Annotated in this window: 14 protein-coding genes; 7 read left to right on the top strand and 7 right to left on the bottom strand. The window is 55.2% G+C overall.

From position 1 onward, the window contains the following. Window positions 1–2: 2 nt before the first annotated feature. The 6 genes from pdxS to dnaA all read right to left on the bottom strand — a co-directional run bounded on the left by pdxS (window position 3) and on the right by dnaA (window position 8895). Window positions 3–893, bottom strand: coding sequence for a pyridoxal 5'-phosphate synthase lyase subunit PdxS (gene pdxS, locus QP888_RS06725; RefSeq protein ID WP_284812771.1), 891 nt, complete (start codon window positions 891–893; stop codon window positions 3–5). Between the two features lie 90 nt (window positions 894–983). Next, on the bottom strand, window positions 984–3011 hold the full coding sequence (gyrB, locus tag QP888_RS06720) for a DNA topoisomerase (ATP-hydrolyzing) subunit B (RefSeq protein WP_284812769.1): 2028 nt from the start codon (window positions 3009–3011) through the stop codon (window positions 984–986). A 135-nt stretch (window positions 3012–3146) separates the two neighbouring features. After that, complete coding sequence (locus QP888_RS11160; protein ID WP_502869144.1) at window positions 3147–3839, bottom strand: DciA family protein; 693 nt, start codon at window positions 3837–3839, stop codon at window positions 3147–3149. A gap of 62 nt (window positions 3840–3901) precedes the next feature. After that, complete coding sequence (recF, locus tag QP888_RS06710; protein ID WP_284812768.1) at window positions 3902–5185, bottom strand: DNA replication/repair protein RecF; 1284 nt, start codon at window positions 5183–5185, stop codon at window positions 3902–3904. Further along, on the bottom strand, window positions 5185–6372 hold the full coding sequence (dnaN, locus tag QP888_RS06705; RefSeq protein WP_201809770.1) for a DNA polymerase III subunit beta: 1188 nt from the start codon (window positions 6370–6372) through the stop codon (window positions 5185–5187). The genes recF and dnaN overlap by 1 nt, the downstream gene beginning before the upstream one ends. Window positions 6373–7224: 852 nt before the next feature. Further along, window positions 7225–8895, bottom strand: a complete 1671-nt coding sequence (gene dnaA, locus QP888_RS06700; protein ID WP_502869143.1) for a chromosomal replication initiator protein DnaA — start codon at window positions 8893–8895, stop codon at window positions 7225–7227. A gap of 972 nt (window positions 8896–9867) precedes the next feature. On the opposite strand from dnaA, the gene rpmH reads away from it, so the two are divergent. The 7 genes from rpmH to QP888_RS06665 are packed head-to-tail and all read left to right on the top strand — an operon-like array spanning window position 9868 to window position 14544. Next, window positions 9868–10011, top strand: coding sequence for a 50S ribosomal protein L34 (gene rpmH / locus QP888_RS06695; protein ID WP_081604941.1), 144 nt, complete (start codon window positions 9868–9870; stop codon window positions 10009–10011). Between the two features lie 3 nt (window positions 10012–10014). After that, on the top strand, window positions 10015–10407 hold the full coding sequence (rnpA, locus tag QP888_RS06690; RefSeq protein ID WP_284812765.1) for a ribonuclease P protein component: 393 nt from the start codon (window positions 10015–10017) through the stop codon (window positions 10405–10407). Then, a complete protein-coding gene (gene yidD, locus QP888_RS06685) occupies window positions 10404–10718 on the top strand; it encodes a membrane protein insertion efficiency factor YidD (protein WP_284812764.1) in 315 nt (104 codons plus the stop codon). The genes rnpA and yidD overlap by 4 nt, the downstream gene beginning before the upstream one ends. 9 nt (window positions 10719–10727) lie before the next feature. After that, window positions 10728–11783 (top strand): membrane protein insertase YidC, encoded by a 1056-nt coding sequence (yidC, locus tag QP888_RS06680; RefSeq protein ID WP_284812763.1) that lies wholly within the window; start codon window positions 10728–10730, stop codon window positions 11781–11783. Further along, window positions 11783–12385: a 16S rRNA (guanine(527)-N(7))-methyltransferase RsmG gene (gene rsmG / locus QP888_RS06675; RefSeq protein WP_284812762.1), complete on the top strand. Its 603-nt coding sequence runs from the start codon at window positions 11783–11785 to the stop codon at window positions 12383–12385. The genes yidC and rsmG overlap by 1 nt, the downstream gene beginning before the upstream one ends. A gap of 10 nt (window positions 12386–12395) precedes the next feature. Beyond that, window positions 12396–13331 (top strand): ParA family protein, encoded by a 936-nt coding sequence (locus QP888_RS06670; protein WP_284812761.1) that lies wholly within the window; start codon window positions 12396–12398, stop codon window positions 13329–13331. Window positions 13332–13347: 16 nt separating this feature from the next. Then, window positions 13348–14544 (top strand): ParB/RepB/Spo0J family partition protein, encoded by a 1197-nt coding sequence (locus QP888_RS06665; RefSeq protein ID WP_284812760.1) that lies wholly within the window; start codon window positions 13348–13350, stop codon window positions 14542–14544. Window positions 14545–14577: 33 nt separating this feature from the next. Here QP888_RS06665 and QP888_RS06660 read toward each other — a convergent pair whose 3' ends face one another. Continuing rightward, window positions 14578–15762: an N-acetylmuramoyl-L-alanine amidase gene (locus QP888_RS06660; protein ID WP_284812759.1), complete on the bottom strand. Its 1185-nt coding sequence runs from the start codon at window positions 15760–15762 to the stop codon at window positions 14578–14580. Between the last annotated feature and the right edge of the window lie 27 nt (window positions 15763–15789).

The following is a 15789-nucleotide window of genomic DNA, read 5'->3' as shown; positions in this document are numbered from 1 at the left end:
ATTTACCAGCCGCGCTCTGCCAAACGGTGAGATACTGGCAACTCATCAACGTTGATGCCAACCATGGCTTCGCCCAAACCACGCGAAACCTCAGCGATAACCTCGGCGTCGTCGTAGTTCTTGACCGCACGCACAATAGCCTTCGCACGCGCCTCCGGGTTACCGGACTTAAAAATGCCCGATCCGACGAACACGCCATCGGCACCGAGCTGCATCATCATCGCAGCATCAGCGGGGGTGGAAACGCCACCGGCAACCAACAAACCAACCGGCAAGCTACCGGTCTCTGCAACCTCAAGCACCAGCTCATACGGTGCCTGCAACTCCTTGGCAGCAACGAACAACTCGTCCTTCGACATAGAAGACAAACGGTTGATCTCCGCGCGGATGCTCCGAATGTGGGTCACGGCGTTGGACACATCACCAGTGCCGGCTTCACCCTTAGAACGCACCATGGCAGCACCCTCGTTGATACGACGCAGCGCCTCACCCAAATTGGTGGCACCGCAGACGAATGGCACGTCGAAAGCGAATTTGTCGATGTGGTGGGCGTAATCAGCTGGGGTCAACACCTCAGACTCGTCGACATAATCAATACCCAGCGACTGCAGCACCTGCGCCTCAACGAAGTGGCCGATGCGGGCCTTGGCCATAACTGGGATGTCGACGGCTTCGATGATCTCGGTGATCATATCCGGATCCGACATGCGGGCAACGCCGCCCTGGGCGCGAATATCAGCAGGAACGCGCTCCAGAGCCATCACGGCTGAAGCACCAGCAGCCTCTGCGATGCGAGCTTGTTCCGGGGTAACGACGTCCATGATGACGCCGCCAAAAAATTGCTCAGATAAACCGCGCTTCACGCGGGCTGCAGAACCATTGGCATTACTCACGAAGAGTTTTCCTTTCCATCAGGCTAAAAATATGACTTATAACGCACAAAGCTTTGGGCGCGTCCAATCCTAGTCCCCAACGCCGGGCGATTAGACGTCGAGGAAGCGAACATCCTTGGCACGACGCGTAATAAAGCTACGACGTGCAGAAACGTCATCACCCATGAGAATAGAAAACAGCTCGTCAGCCTTCTGTGCATCCTCCAGGTCCACGCGACGCAAAATACGAGTGGTTGGGTCCAACGTGGTTTCCCACAACTCTTTCGCGTTCATCTCGCCCAGACCCTTGTACCGCTGGATACCGTCGTCCATGTTGATCTTGCGGTTCTGCGCAAAGCCTTCTTTCAGCTGCGCATCGCGCTCACGGTCACTGAAGGCGTAGCCAGGCTCACCCTTCGACCACTTCAGCTTGTACAACGGCGGGTTCGCCAAATAAACGTGCCCATTTTCGACGAGCTCCGGCATGAAGCGGAACAGCAGCGTCAACAGCAGCGTGGCGATGTGCTGACCATCGACGTCGGCGTCGGCCATCAACACGATCTTGTCGTAGCGCAGCTTCTCGATATCGAATTCTTCGTGAATACCGGTACCCAACGCGGTGATAATCGCCTGCACCTCGTTGTTCTTCAGCACCTTATCCATGCGGGACTTTTCGACGTTCAAAATCTTCCCGCGCAACGGCAAAATAGCCTGGTACAGCGACTCGCGCCCAGCTTTTGCGGAACCACCCGCGGAGTCACCCTCCACGATGAACAGCTCGGAAACCTTCGGATCCTTGGAACGACAATCCGCCAACTTGCCCGGCAAACCACCCAAGTCAGTAGCGGATTTCCGGCGCACCAACTCACGCGCACGACGAGCCGCCACGCGCGCCTGCGCAGAAGCCACGGCCTTGTTCATAATCGCCTTGGCCTCTGCCGGGTTCGCATCAAACCAATCCGCCAAGTGCTCATTAACAGAACGCTGCACGAAGGAACGAATCTCCGTGTTACCCAGCTTGGTCTTCGTCTGGCCCTCGAACTGGGGGTCGCCGACCTTCGCGGAAATAATCGCCGACAAGCCCTCGCGGCAGTCATCGCCAGTAAGCTTGCCGTCTTTTTCCTTCATCAACTTATGCGTTTTCGCATAGTTGTTCATCTGCGTGGTCAGCGCAGCGCGGAAGCCTTCTTCGTGCGTACCGCCCTCGTGCGTATTAATCGTATTGGCGAAAGTATGCACGGATTGGTTATAACCACTGTTCCACTGCAGCGCGATTTCCACCTCATGATCCTCGCCCTTAGCTTCAAAGCTGACGATCGTCGGGTGAATCGAGGTTTTCGTGCGGTTCAGATAGTCAACGTAATCCACCAGGCCATTCGGGTAGCAGAATTCGATCTTTTTGACGGCGTCTTTATCGTTGATCGCAGCTTTGTCTTCCGGATCCGGATCATCGAAAGAGCTGGCCGTCTCGCCTTCTTCCGCGAGTGCCTCCAACTTGAGATCCTCGGCCGTCACGCGCTCGTCGACAAGCGTGATGGACAAGCCTTTGTTCAAGAAAGCCATTTCCTGCAGGCGGCGTTTGATGGTGTCGAAATCAAAATCGACAGTCTCGAAAATCTCCGGATCCGGCCAAAAACGCACCGTCGTACCAGTGCCGCGGGCATTTCCGCCCTCAACAAGTTCTTCTGGCACCGCGCGCTCAAAGTTCTGATACCAGTGCTTGCCATCGCGCTTAATCGCGGCTTCCACGCGTGTCGACAAAGCATTGACGACGGAAATACCCACGCCGTGCAGACCACCCGAAACAGCATAAGAATCGGAATCGAACTTACCGCCGGCGTGCAACTGCGTCATCACAACCTGCACCGTGGGCGCACCCGAGGCATGCATCGAAACCGGGATACCACGACCGTCGTCAGTAACCTGCACGCCGCCGTCGGCAAGCAAGCGCACCTCCACCTTGGAGGCATAGCCCGCCATGGCCTCATCGACCGAGTTATCAACAACCTCCCAAATCAGGTGGTGCAAGCCACGCACGCCGGTAGAACCGATATACATACCGGGGCGCTTACGGACGGCTTCCAGGCCCTCCAGGATGGTAATTGATGAAGCGTCATAATTCGGTTGCGCGTTAGCCACGTGAAACTAGCACTCCTTAAAGAGGAAATCTTCGACATTCCAATCTTACACCCCAGACACCCCGCCCGGGTGGAGCTAAGCCGCAGGCACACCCTGCCGTAAACGGATAGAGTCGCTGCTACTGATCAGCCGGTTTTAGCCGTAAGTATCGCGCGGTCCGCGGCCTTTCACGTGCAGCTTGCCCTTGCGCCAATTCGGAGCCTGCGGGCCGAAAATCTTCAGCTCCGTGATCACGTCCGGGCCGGCTTTCTCGCGGATCGAGCGCAGAATCTCCCGCTGCATATACCGCAGGTTCGTCGCCCACGCGGTGGAATCACAGGTGATGAACAACGCCGAATCTTTCACCATCTCTACCTTGGTGTGCTGCGCGATCTTCTCGCCCACCAGCTGCTCCCAGTGCCCGGTCACCCACCCAGAGGCCAGGTTTTTCTCCCACCCGCGGGATGTGATCTCCTTGTTCAGCACCGCGCCCGCCGACGGTAAGTTGAGTTGCCTGCGCGGACGCCTGCCATCTGGGCCGGACTGTCGGTATTTTCCCCAGTTCAGTGCGCCGGGGGCGTGAGAAGTGCCGGGAGTATTGACGCTGAGGTTTTTCGTGGTGGGGTCGTTAGCGGCGAGGTCATTAGTGGTGGGGCCCAATGGCCCATTGGCTGCCGACAGACGAGAACTCCGAGCCCGGTGCGCTCGCGCTTGCCGACGACTACGCAAAAAACTTTGCGCCCCGGTCTGCGAGGTACCCAGTGGTGGCGCGGATCCGCGTTGTGCCGCGGCCTCACGCAGTGCGGCGAAGGTGGCGTCGACAAGATCGCGCGGCTGAGAATCCGGCAGGATTTGCTGGTTTTTCTGGATTTTCTGGTTTGCGGCTGGATTTTCTTCAGAGATGCTCATCGTCATGCCCCACCAGCAGTATCGATGAACGACACTCGGGAATACTCACCGGATTCGCTGGTGGAATCGTGGACGCCGATGTGCACCACGGAATTCGGCTCCAACTCGTCGGGAATGTCTTCTTCTACCGCCGCGGTGATCAACACCTGCTCGACTGAGCTCGCAAGCTGCACCAGGTGCCTGCGGCGCTTTACATCGAGTTCGGCAAAGACATCATCCAAGATCAGAATCGGATCAGTGCCGGATTGCCGCAGTATCTCAAACTCCGCCCAGCGCAACGCAATGGCATAAGACCAGGTCTCGCCATGCGAAGCAAAACCCTTTGCCGGGCTGGCCCCCAGCAGTGCCTCCATGTCATCGCGATGCGGGCCGACGAGGCTCACACCGCGTTCAATCTCCTTCTCGCGCACCTGCCCTAACGCGCCCAGCATTGCGGCTTCCACAAGTTCTACCTGCACGCGGCCCCGGTCATCGCGGTAATACGCGTCGGTGATGCGGCGGGGTGGCATCGCCGCCGAGGTTCCAGAATCTGCGGAGCTGCCAGAATAATTGGCCTCGGCCACAGTATCCAGGGTGGAAATATAAGCGATATCCGCCGGGCGGGATTCCGGAGCAATGGCTGCATAGGCAGTGCGTACCTGCGTTTTCAGCTCGTCGACCAGCTCAATACGGGCAGCAATCAGCTGCGCGCCCACACCAGCCAAGCGATTATCCCAGGCATCAAGGGTGGACAACGCAGCAGCGGAATCGTCGTCACGATAGCCCCGCCGTAATGCAGCACTGGCGGATTTCAACAAGGCGTTGCGCTGGCGTAAGACTTTGTCATAATCGGCTTTCACGCCCGCGATCCGTGGGGTGCGGCTAGCAAGGATGCTGTCGAGATAACGACGCCGCTCGCCTGGTTCGCCGCGCAGCAAAGCCAGGTCTTCCGGCGAAAACAGCACCGTTTTTGCTACGCCAAGCAGTTCGCGCGGCGATTTCAACCGAGTGCGGTTGATTTGTGCGCTATTACTTCCACTGGCTTTGACCAGCAAATGCGCTGTGAGCTCACGGCCCTGGTTGATGATGCTCGCAGAAATCCGGGCATTATCCTGGCCGAGACGGATCAGCGGTGCATCGGTGGCCACCCGATGAGATCCTAGATGCGCAAGATAGCCGACGGCCTCGACGATATTGGTTTTGCCATACCCGTTCCGGCCGACGAAAACGCTGATACCCGGCGCAAACCGCAGGGAGAATTCCGGCCAGGAGCGGAAGTCACGAAGCTGCAGGTTCTGGAGATACATTACCCAGGCAAACGAACCGGCATCAGCAGGTAAGTGAACTCAGACTCTGGGCTTGGGAACTGCCCGTCCTCGTTAGCCTCCGGCATCTGCTCTGGCTGCGGCAACAAAATTGCCGGACGTGACGATTCCGTGAACCCGAAAAAGACTTTTTCGGTCCGAACAACGGACAGGCCGTCTTTCAGATAACCCGGGTTGAACGCGATGATGAGTTCGTCGCGGCCGGAGAATTCGCACGGCACGGCTTCTTCCGCGTGGCCAGATTCTGCACCGCCGGCGGACAAAATCACTTGGTCTTCAGAAAATTCCATGCGCACCTGAGCATTGCGTTCCGTCAGCAACGACACGCGGCGAATCGCTTCTTGCAGTGGTGCGATATCAACACTGGCGACACAGCTGTGGGTTTTTGGCAACAGCGGTTCGATATTCGGGAATTCTGCATCCAACATGCGCGTGGTGGTCTCGCGGTTGTGCGAGTGCAAACCAAACAGGCCTTCGGCACCGACGTTGTCGCCAGCGCCCACCGCGATCTGTACCGGCTGGTCCAGGCTGGTATCCAAACTTCGCGCATTTTCTTGCAGAGTTTTTGCTGGCACCAAGAGTTTTGCCGAGACGTCCTCGCTAGCTGGATCCCAAGTCAACTGGCGGATTGCCAAACGGAAGCGGTCGGTGGCGGCAAGCTTGATATTCGAGCCATTAATTGCAAAATTTACGCCAGTCAACATCGGCAAAGTGTCATCACGGCCAGCGGCGGAAGCAACCTGCGTGACGGCGTCGGTAAACAGCGCGGGGTTCAAGCTACCGGTTACCTGTGGCAGCTCCGGCAATTGTGGGTAATCATCGAGTGGAATCAGCGGTAGTTCAAAGCGGGAAGAACCGCAACGCACTAAAGCGGTGGAATCGTCCACTTTTAGTTCAACCGGCTTATTAGCCAAGCTGGCCACGATATCTGCCAGCAATTTACCTGCCACCGCGATGGTGCCTTCGGTTTCTACCTCTGCTGGAAGCTTGATCTTGGTCGATACTTCGTAATCAAAACCTGATAATTCCAAGCCGGATTCGTCGGCAGTAATCAGCATCGCGCGCAAAACAGGTTGGGTTGCCTTCGACGGCAGGTTTTTTGCTACCCAAGCGACAGCGTCTGCCAAGTCTTCTTTGGCAACACGGAACGATACTGCGGAGGAATCCATGGTGGTATCAAGCTCTCTTTAGCGGTTGTCTTCGTGCTACCCCAAGCTCAAAGCTGGGAATTGGTGTAGTTCACCTACGCCTTTACCAAACTACCCGAAATAATGTGTAGCTCGTTGATTCTAGCCGATAAATTCTGGGACAGCCTAAACGGAACTAAACGGGCCTGCATGAAAGATGCTGCATCAAAAATGCAGTCAGAAAAAGTCACCTGCGGGGATTGTCTTACCCAACGAGAAATTCTTGTTATTTAGCGTTACCTAATAGGCTTGACTGAATGACACTACTGTTACTTAGTGTCTACTAAATCAGCGCGTAGAATTACAGTTCTGACATTCACTGTCTTGGCTTAATGCGGTCGTCGGAGGTTTGGACGCAAAACCAAAAATTCTCGTTCCTCCACACCCTCCTTTTCTTAATAGAAATCCAAGTTAAAAAGATAGTAATAACAATAAGCTTTGTGAGATCTGTGAATAACAGGGGATCTAGTCTGCTCAGGGCTATTTTTTGGCGTGTGTGAATGGGTGTGCAGAATCTGTGGATAAATCGGTGCAATTGTGGATAACTCTCATGTAATTCTGTTTTTCCACAAGTTGATCGGATTTGTTCACAAGTCGTTCACTGGGGTATTCACACTGGTCAGATTTTGTACACACCTTGCTTTGGTGAACCAGATTACAATATCGTAGTGAATTACATAGGTGTAATTACACAGATGTGGAGAAACTTGTGGATAAAGAAAACCAGACACTCGAACCCGCTACTAACGGGTCAGTGCCTGGTTGTGGGGTTGTGGGCTCAGGTGTGGGCGCGGGCCCAGTGATCTTAAGAAACGTGAAGAAATGCAGCTGGTTTTAGGACACTCGGCCGCGGGTCTTAATGATCTGCGTCAGCTGTTGTATTTCGTCGTAAGTATTACGGTTTTCCGTCATTTCCTTGCGGATTTTCCGGTCAGCATACATCACCGTGGTGTGGTCCTTGCCGCCAAAAGCTTCGCCGATTTTGGGCAGCGAGTTATCGGTAAGTTCACGGCACAGATACATCGCCAACTGCCGGGCATGAGCAACCGCACGGGTCTTGCCCGCACCCGTCAATGCCTTGAATTCGATATGGAAATATTCTGCGGTGACCTCCATGATCGTGGACATGGTGATCTCCAGGCTGGCAGAATCCGGCAGGATATCGTGCAGCGCGATCTCCGCCAGCTCCATGTTGATCGGCTCATTGATCAACGATGAATATGCCGACACGCGGATGAGCGCGCCCTCTAACTCGCGAATCGAGGACTCAAACTGGGAGGCAATGAATTCCAAGACCTGCCTGTCGACGCGCGTGCCATCTGCTGAAGCTTTCTTCATCAAAATTGCGATACGTGTCTCGAGGTCTGGTGGCTGCACGTCAGTGATCAGCCCACCTTCGAAACGCGTGCGTAAGCGATCTTCCAACGTCGTCAATTGTTTCGGCGGCCGGTCGGAAGACAGGATGATCTGCTTATTCGCCTGATGCAACGCATTGAAGGTATGGAAAAACTCTTCCTGGGTGGATTCCTTGCCCTCCAAAAACTGGATATCGTCGACCATCAACACATCCAAGTTTCGGTAACGGCGCTTGAATGATTCTTGGCGGTCATCACGCAAAGAATTGATGTAGTCGTTGGTGAATTCCTCCGAAGAAACATATTTCACCCGGAGATCGGACCGCAGTTCCTGCGAATAATTACCGGCAGCGTGCAACAAGTGAGTTTTGCCCAGGCCGGAACCGCCCCAAATAAACAACGGGTTATAAGCGCGTGCTGGATTTTCTGCCACCGCGACGGCCGCACCATGAGCGAAGCGGTTTGAAGAACCAATCACAAAGTTTTCGAATGTGTATTTGGGATTGAGGGATTCCTCCCGGTTCGGATCATGCGCTGGAGTCTCTCGGTGCAATCGTCGAGAAGCATCGGCTTCTGAAGTTTCCCCGGCGCCGACCTGTTGTGCTTGCTGTTGCTTATATGCCTCGGCAAGTTCGTCGAGGCTTGCCGAACCAGGGGCTGCAGCTGTATCACGTGCTGGATCGTTTCGTGCTGGATCGCTAGCCGGGTAGCTAAACCCGAATCCCATTTGTGAGTCCTGCTGATCCCAGGCGGGGCGTGAACCGCGGCGAGAATGCGTCGATGGCGGTGTTCCCGGTTGCTGGTCAGGCTGAGTGGAACCAGACTGAGTGGAATCAGACTGGGGGGAGCCAGGTTGAGAGGTACCAGGCTGCGCAGATCCTCCGTCCTGGGTGCGTTCAGATTGGGCAGGTGAGTCGCCACGTGGATCATACCGAGAGGTGTATCGAGGATCGTAGTTACGGCTGGCTTGTGCTGGGGAATGCGACGTTTGCCAGTCGTTGTCCTGGGGGGCAGCAATCGATACCGCCAAGGAGCACGACTTTCCTAAATAATGATTAAGGATGCGCACGATGTGTGGGCCGAGATCATTCTCGATCGTGGCTTTGACGTTCTCGTTAGGGACCGTCAACAGCGCATAGTTGTTGACCATGGTGATCGGACGAGCGCGCTGCAGATGAGCGCGCTGTTGGTGGCTAAACGATGGCACGGCAGAATCTGGTTGGTCAGAAATAAACAGGAGGTCATCAACCATCTTCTGCCAATTTTCTGCCAGCATGGACGCGTCGTCTGCCACAGTGCCTCGATTCTGTATGGGTCGTGTGTTTTTCGTGTTCAGGTTTCTAGCCTGGGTTTTTTCCTGGGGTTCGTGCTGAGATTTTGCTGCAGAATTCCCCAGGGACATTCCACAGGCTCACCGTAGCCAGAAATACAGCGTGACCAGTATTTCACAGAGTTATCCACAGTTGTGGATAGACTCACGGCGAGGATTATTCACAAGCTTTCACATGGTTGTGAATAACTATCGTTCTGAAATTTTTGGATTCTACCTGCGGGTTTGTCTTAACTCTCAAGTTTCTGTTGAGACTTATCCACAACTTGGTGGGATGTTTCCCTGTGAGTAGAAGCGACTTCCTATTACTACCCGCTCGTGTGGAAAACTGTCTAGCACGCTATTTTTCTTCGACAAGCAGCCGGAATTACACTGATGCTGTTTTCTGATGCTGGTCCGATTTCGCTGTGGAAAACCCCCAGCACTGCCCAAGGTTGTGATTGATACAGTGGCTTTGCACGGCCTTAATTACAGTCTTGTAGTTTCGGGTGCACCCTCCCCTGTGCTTTGTCAGTACACGCCGGTGTGCGTGTTGTCCTGTGTTGATTGACCAGCGTGCTGCGGCGTGTTGATTTGTTTTTCCAGCTCGCTGTGACGTAATCTGGCTAAGTCTTTTCACAGCCTGGATTCCAGAACCTATTCCAGAATCCTGGACTGTGTGCTTGAGAACCGAATGACACCCACGCGCCGCAGCGCTTATCCCCAAGCTGCTGTCGAGGCGTCAAGGTTCTTGAACCTGTATTTGACGTGCCAAAAAGGCAGCGTCGCACCGTTGAGTGAAGGAGATCTACAGTGGCAAAGGGTAAACGTACATACCAACCAAACAACCGTCGTCGTGCACGCGTACACGGCTTCCGTACCCGTATGCGTACGCGTGCTGGTCGCGCCATCGTGGCAGCTCGTCGCAAAAAAGGTCGTTCTAAGCTGACCGCTTAAGTCATGCTTCCCCGCCAGCATAAGCTGATTTCGCCGCAACAATTTCGGCGAACCACTAAAAAGGGGCGGCGGGCAGGATCACGTAGCGTGATAGCGCATTGCTATCAACACCAGGGATCAGAGACACTCGTTGTTTCTGGTCCCCGTTTTGGTCTTATCGTCTCGAAAAGCGTCGGTAATGCCGTTGTCCGCCACCGCACCGCCCGCCAATTACGGCATATTTGTCGTGAGTTGTGTGCAGAACTTGATCCCAGCGTCGACGTCGTGCTGCGTGCTTTGCCCGCGCTTGTCGACGCCAAGCCGCAACAGCTGCGGCAAGACGTGCGCAGTGCGGTTTTTCGTGCGCTACACAAGCTCGAGAAAACATCCAAACGATCGGAAACGGCTACACGGTGACGTATTACAACACGGATGGGCAAGCGATCCCTGCAGCGCGTGGTCCTTCCCGGTTGCTGGTGGCAATGGTGAGGTTTTACCAGAAAAACCTGTCTTCCCAGAAACCGATGTCGTCGTGCCGTTTTGAGCCCACGTGCAGCGCTTATGCCCTGGAAGTTTTCGCGCGTCACGGGGTTTTCAAAGGCCTTGTCTGTGCTATCGTGAGAATTTCGAAATGCGGCCCTTGGCACCCAGGCGGCTACGATCCTGCAAGTCCGTCTGCACACCCGACGGAAGCGCCGTCAGATTACGTTCAGACTAAGTCAGAATAAGGATTATTTGTGCTTAATTTCATTTATTATCCGATTTCGTGGATCCTCGGCTTTTGGCGTGATGTCTTAAGTCTGGTGATGGATCCGCACTCCGGATATACCTGGGTCTTGTCCATCATCTTGCTGACCATGACCATCAAGGCAATATTGGTCAAGCCAATGATTACGCAGTTGCGCTCTTCCCGGAAGATGCAAGAGCTGCAGCCGAAGATGAAAGAGATCCGGGATAAGTACAAAAACGATAAAACCAAGCAGAGCCAAGAGCTGCAGAAGTTTTATAAAGAATCCGGGATGAACCCCCTGGCTGGGTGTCTACCGATGTTGGCACAGATCCCAGTCTTCATTGGTCTGTTCCACGTGCTGCGCATGTTCAACCGCACCGAGGAGCGCTTCGGTTCACCAGGACTTACGGTCGAAGAAAACCGTAACATTCCGAACTACTCCTTCTCTGTGGAAGATGTCCGATCATTTTTGGATGCGGATGTTTTCGGTGTACCGCTTTCGGCGTTTATCTCGATGTCGGAAGATGCCATGCAGACCTTCGGTGCTGACTTCACTCGTGTCAACATCATCATGGTCGCCGTTCCTCTGGTGCTGATCATCGCGACTCTGACGCACCTGAATGCCCGGTTTACCGTCGGACGCCAGGAGGCTCGTCGTGCTGCAGGTAAGACGCCGCAGCCAACCGGTGACAACGCCGAGATGATGCAGATGCAGATGGGCATGATGAATAAGATGATGCTGTGGGTCATGCCAGCCATCACCTTGGCCACCGGCTTTATCTGGACCATTGGTCTGTTGTTCTACATGCTGACCAACACCATCTGGACATTCGTGCAGACTCGCATTATCTACGGCAAGATGGACCGGGAAGAAGAAGCCGAGGAAGAGGCAAAGCGTGAAGCCAAGCGCTCATCCGCACCGGCACCGGCAGCTCGTAAGCTGAACAAGCAAACCAAGAAGCAGCGCAAGAATCAGGCGCAAAGCCAATCTCCGAACCCAGGCCAGAACAATTCTCAGAGCCAGGCCCAGAGCAAGCAACGCAACAAGGGCAAGAAGAAGTAATGCTTGCTCGCGTTTTTGGAGACCGGCAGGATCTCGCAATTGCTTATCACGAATCCCTTGCTACCGACGCCACCACTCGTGGGTTTATTGGGCCGCGTGAGAAACCACGTTTGTGGGACCGGCACATCTACAACTGTGCGGTTATTGGCGAAGCCATCCCAGAAGGTGCCCGTGTCATCGATATTGGATCTGGGGCAGGTCTGCCGGGCATCCCGCTGGCAATCGCACGACCAGACCTTCAGGTGACTTTGTTGGAACCATTGCTGAAACGATCCAACTACCTTGCCGAAATCACCGAGAAACTCGGGCTTGATAACGTCACCGTGATTCGTGACCGTGCCGAAAATCTCGGTAAAGATACACAATTTGATGTGGTGACTTCCCGCGCGGTGGCCCCACTAGCAAAGCTGGCGCGCTGGTCACTGCCGCTGTGTAAGCCCGGCGGAATGATGCTGGCGATGAAGGGGGCGTCGGCAAGCGAAGAAATTGAGCGGGATAAATCCGAGATTAAGCGCGCACAAGGCGAACGCGTCGAAATCATCACTGTGGGTGCTGAGCTGGAAGAATCCACCACCCTGATACGTGTTCACCGCGTAAAGTAAGCTCATTGGCATGACACAGCAGCCCCGCTTGATCACGATCGCCAATCAGAAAGGCGGCGTTGGCAAAACCACCAGCGCCGTGAACCTAGCCGCTGCCCTGGCCCAGCAAGGCCACACCGTTCTGGTCATCGACCTCGACCCACAGGGCAACGCCTCAACAGCGCTGGGTGTGGAGCACCGCACGGGAACAAACTCTAGTTACGAGGTGCTGCTCGGGAACGCTACTGCGAAACAAGCCGTGCAGCAATCCCCCAACCGTGACAACCTGTGGTGTATCCCCGCCACCATTGACCTGGCGGGCGCAGAGATTGAGTTGGTGAGTTTGGTGCGGCGCGAATACCGGCTTTCCGACGCTCTCAAGAATGGATTTTTAGACGAATACGGGTTCGATTACGTGTTTATCGATTGCCCGCCATCGCTTGGGCTGTTGACGATCAACGCGATGACTGCGGTGCAAGAAGTCATCATCCCGATCCAGTGCGAGTACTACGCACTGGAAGGTGTGGGCCAGCTGCTGAACAACATCACCATGATCCGCGAACACCTCAACGCGGACCTGCATATCTCCGGTGTGCTGCTGACGATGTACGACGGGCGTACCAAGCTTGCAGAGCAAGTCGTTGATGAAGTTCGCGGACAGTTTGGTGCTGTGGTTCTTGGCAACGTCATTCCACGCTCTGTACGCGTTTCAGAGGCACCAGGCTACGGGCAGACGGTCATTGATTATTCACCGAGCTCACACGGTGCCTACGCTTATGGAGCGGCGGCGAACGAATTGGATGAGCGCGGCGACTACGTACCTCACAGCTCTACTGGGCCGATTGGTGTGAGCCCGGAAATTTACGAGCAACTTTCGCAGCAGGCTGGTGATGCTGCAGATAACGGCGCTGCAGATAACGATGCCGCAGCAAGCAACTCAGCAGATAATCCAGCGGATGAAGCATAAGGAGTAACGAGTTTTTATGGCGGAGAAAAAACCGAACCACAAACAAGGTGGCTTGGGCCGGGGCCTAGCTGCACTGATTCCTTCTGCTCAGGATGAAGACCAATCTGCACGCCCGCGGCTGGGTAATTCAGCAGCTGATGTGATTTTAGGTTCTGCGCTTGGTGACCGCGGTGCTGCTGCCGGGAAGAATGCCAAGAATGGCAAGAACGGCCCCCGCGAAGCCGTCCAGGGCGCACAACACTACACCGAAGATCGCGCTGATAACGGTGCAGGAAAAAGCACAGGCAAAGGCGCAGAGGGCAAAAAAGCATCCGGAAAATCGACGGTTCCTGGCGCCCCGACGATTGCTTCTTCGTCGTCCAGTGCTGCTCGTTCGCGTGGAGGTAGCCTGGGCCCGCAATTCGGCGCTACCTACCGCGAAGTACCCGTCGGCCAGATCACCCCGAACCCGAAACAGCCCCGCACGGTATTCGATGCCGACGACTTGGCTGAGCTGGTGCATTCGATCAAAGAATTCGGGCTGCTGCAGCCCATCGTGGTGCGTCCGTCGGAAGATGGCTTCGAACTCATCATGGGTGAACGCCGCTGGCGTGCTGCATCTCGGGCGGGTTTGTCGACGATCCCCGCGATTGTCCGCCAAACCACTGATGACGCCCTGCTGCGCGATGCGTTGCTGGAAAATATCCACCGCGTGCAGCTCAACCCGCTGGAAGAGGCACACGCCTACCAGCAGTTGCTGGAAGAATTTGGAGTGACGCAAGAACAGCTGGCTGACCGCTTGGGACGCTCGCGTCCGGTAATCACCAATACACTGCGCCTGCTGCGCCTGCCAGTTGATGTGCAACGCCGAGTGGATGCCGGAGTGCTCTCATCCGGGCATGCCCGTGCGCTGTTGGGCCTGCGGGAAAAAGAACACATGTCGCAGCTTGCCGAACGCATTGTTGCGGAAGGCTTGTCCGTGCGTGGCACGGAAGAAGCCGTCGTATTGCTGAATAAGGGGCAAAAGCCCGCTGCGAAGAAGAAAAATACACCGGCACCACAGCCGGAGTTCTTCACGAACACCGCCGAGCGCCTCGCCGACAAGTGGGATACCAAAGTGACAGTGTCCATGGGTAAGCGCAAAGGCAAAATGGTGGTGGAATTCGGCGACCAAGAAGATTTCCAGCGCATCATGGAACTGATCGAAGGTGCGCATGGAACCGAAGAATCTTAAGGTTCTTCGGTTCCTAGAGTCTAGGGCCTAGGATTAGGACTGTTCTGCTTTCAGCAACTCCGCAAAATCATAAGTGCCTGTCTGCATATCATCCTGATCCAACAGGTACAGACGCTTGACACCAACCACGATGGCCTCAGCGATGGCGTCGCGGTGTTGTGGCTGTGTCAAGATGTTGACGTCCTGCGGGTTCGTCAAATACCCCAACACCACGTCAATAGTTGGCATCTGCGGCAAACGCAGTACTTCCCAGGTGCGTGCGTGATTGCGACAATCCTGCAGATCAGTACGAGCAACGATTTCCCGCTGCACAAAACCAGAAAGCTTCTCGCCGATCAACGACGACGAACCATAATTGGAACCGAAATAAAACGTTGCAGCGCCATGCGCCTTCTCGTTCTGGTAGTGATCACAGTGCAGACTAATCACGAGGTCAGCGCCAAAAGCATTCGCGATATCGGCACGTTCCCGTTCGCTGGGATCATCCATGCGCGGACGTGAAATAATCGTTTCGACACCAGCAGCAATCATGCGCCCTTCGATGCGGGAGGAAAGATCCCACAGGATTTCTTCCTCAGTGATGTCACCAAAGCGCCCACGCACCGTCGCACCCTTGTGTGCCCCGCCCAGGGCAGGGTTAATGACCACCCGCTTATCCGCGAGTTTCGGTCCCGCACGGCGGACCCACTCGCGTTCGCGGATAGCTTGGGTGGAGCCGCCCGTCGAAATGCGGCGTCCCAACAGCGACAATGAATGGACCGTGTTGGGCCCGCAGATGCCGTCGTCCTGCAAGCCAGAGTTGAGTTGGTAATTACTCAACGCTTCGTGGGTATTGGGTCCAAAGTGACCGTCGATATTGTGGCTGTAAAAACCAAGTTCCTGCAACTGGCGTTGCAACTGAGCGACGTCGTCGCCAAATAATTCCTGTCCGGGTTGAAAGGACAACACGCGTGCACCCAAGGTGTACGAGGCATGACGTAGCTCCCGGAGAGTAATCTCATCGATCGTGCCCGAGGGGATGATGCCACGTGACTGCTGAAATGCTTTCAGTGCGTGGGCTAATTCGGCAGTGAAGTACTTGTCTTCCTCGCTGAATTTCTGGGTTCTCCAGTCGGCCACGTCACCATCGAAATGGGCAAGCATGCCCAGCCTGGCTAGGGTGGCGCGTGCTTCGGCTACGCGAGCGGACGAATCGCCGACCTTCAATACTTCCGTCACAACGCTCCCTCGTGCAGCGTGATCGCC

The sequence above is a fragment of the Corynebacterium sp. MSK297 genome, assembly GCF_030232885.1.
GTDB lineage: Bacteria > Actinomycetota > Actinomycetes > Mycobacteriales > Mycobacteriaceae > Corynebacterium.
This window is presented reverse-complemented; position numbering and strand designations above follow the sequence as displayed.

What these genes read in the sequence shown, in the direction of transcription:
- recF (WP_284812768.1), bottom strand. Translation starts at nt 5,185, where the DNA reads ATGTATCTCCAGAACCTGCAGCTTCGTGACTTCCGCTCCTGGCCGGAA.
- dnaN (WP_201809770.1), bottom strand. Translation starts at nt 6,372, where the DNA reads ATGGATTCCTCCGCAGTATCGTTCCGTGTTGCCAAAGAAGACTTGGCA.
- dnaA (WP_502869143.1), bottom strand. Translation starts at nt 8,895, where the DNA reads ATGGTCAACAACTATGCGCTGTTGACGGTCCCTAACGAGAACGTCAAA.
- rnpA (WP_284812765.1), top strand. Translation starts at nt 10,015, where the DNA reads ATGCTTCCCCGCCAGCATAAGCTGATTTCGCCGCAACAATTTCGGCGA.
- rsmG (WP_284812762.1), top strand. Translation starts at nt 11,783, where the DNA reads ATGCTTGCTCGCGTTTTTGGAGACCGGCAGGATCTCGCAATTGCTTAT.
- QP888_RS06670 (WP_284812761.1), top strand. Translation starts at nt 12,396, where the DNA reads ATGACACAGCAGCCCCGCTTGATCACGATCGCCAATCAGAAAGGCGGC.
- QP888_RS06665 (WP_284812760.1), top strand. Translation starts at nt 13,348, where the DNA reads ATGGCGGAGAAAAAACCGAACCACAAACAAGGTGGCTTGGGCCGGGGC.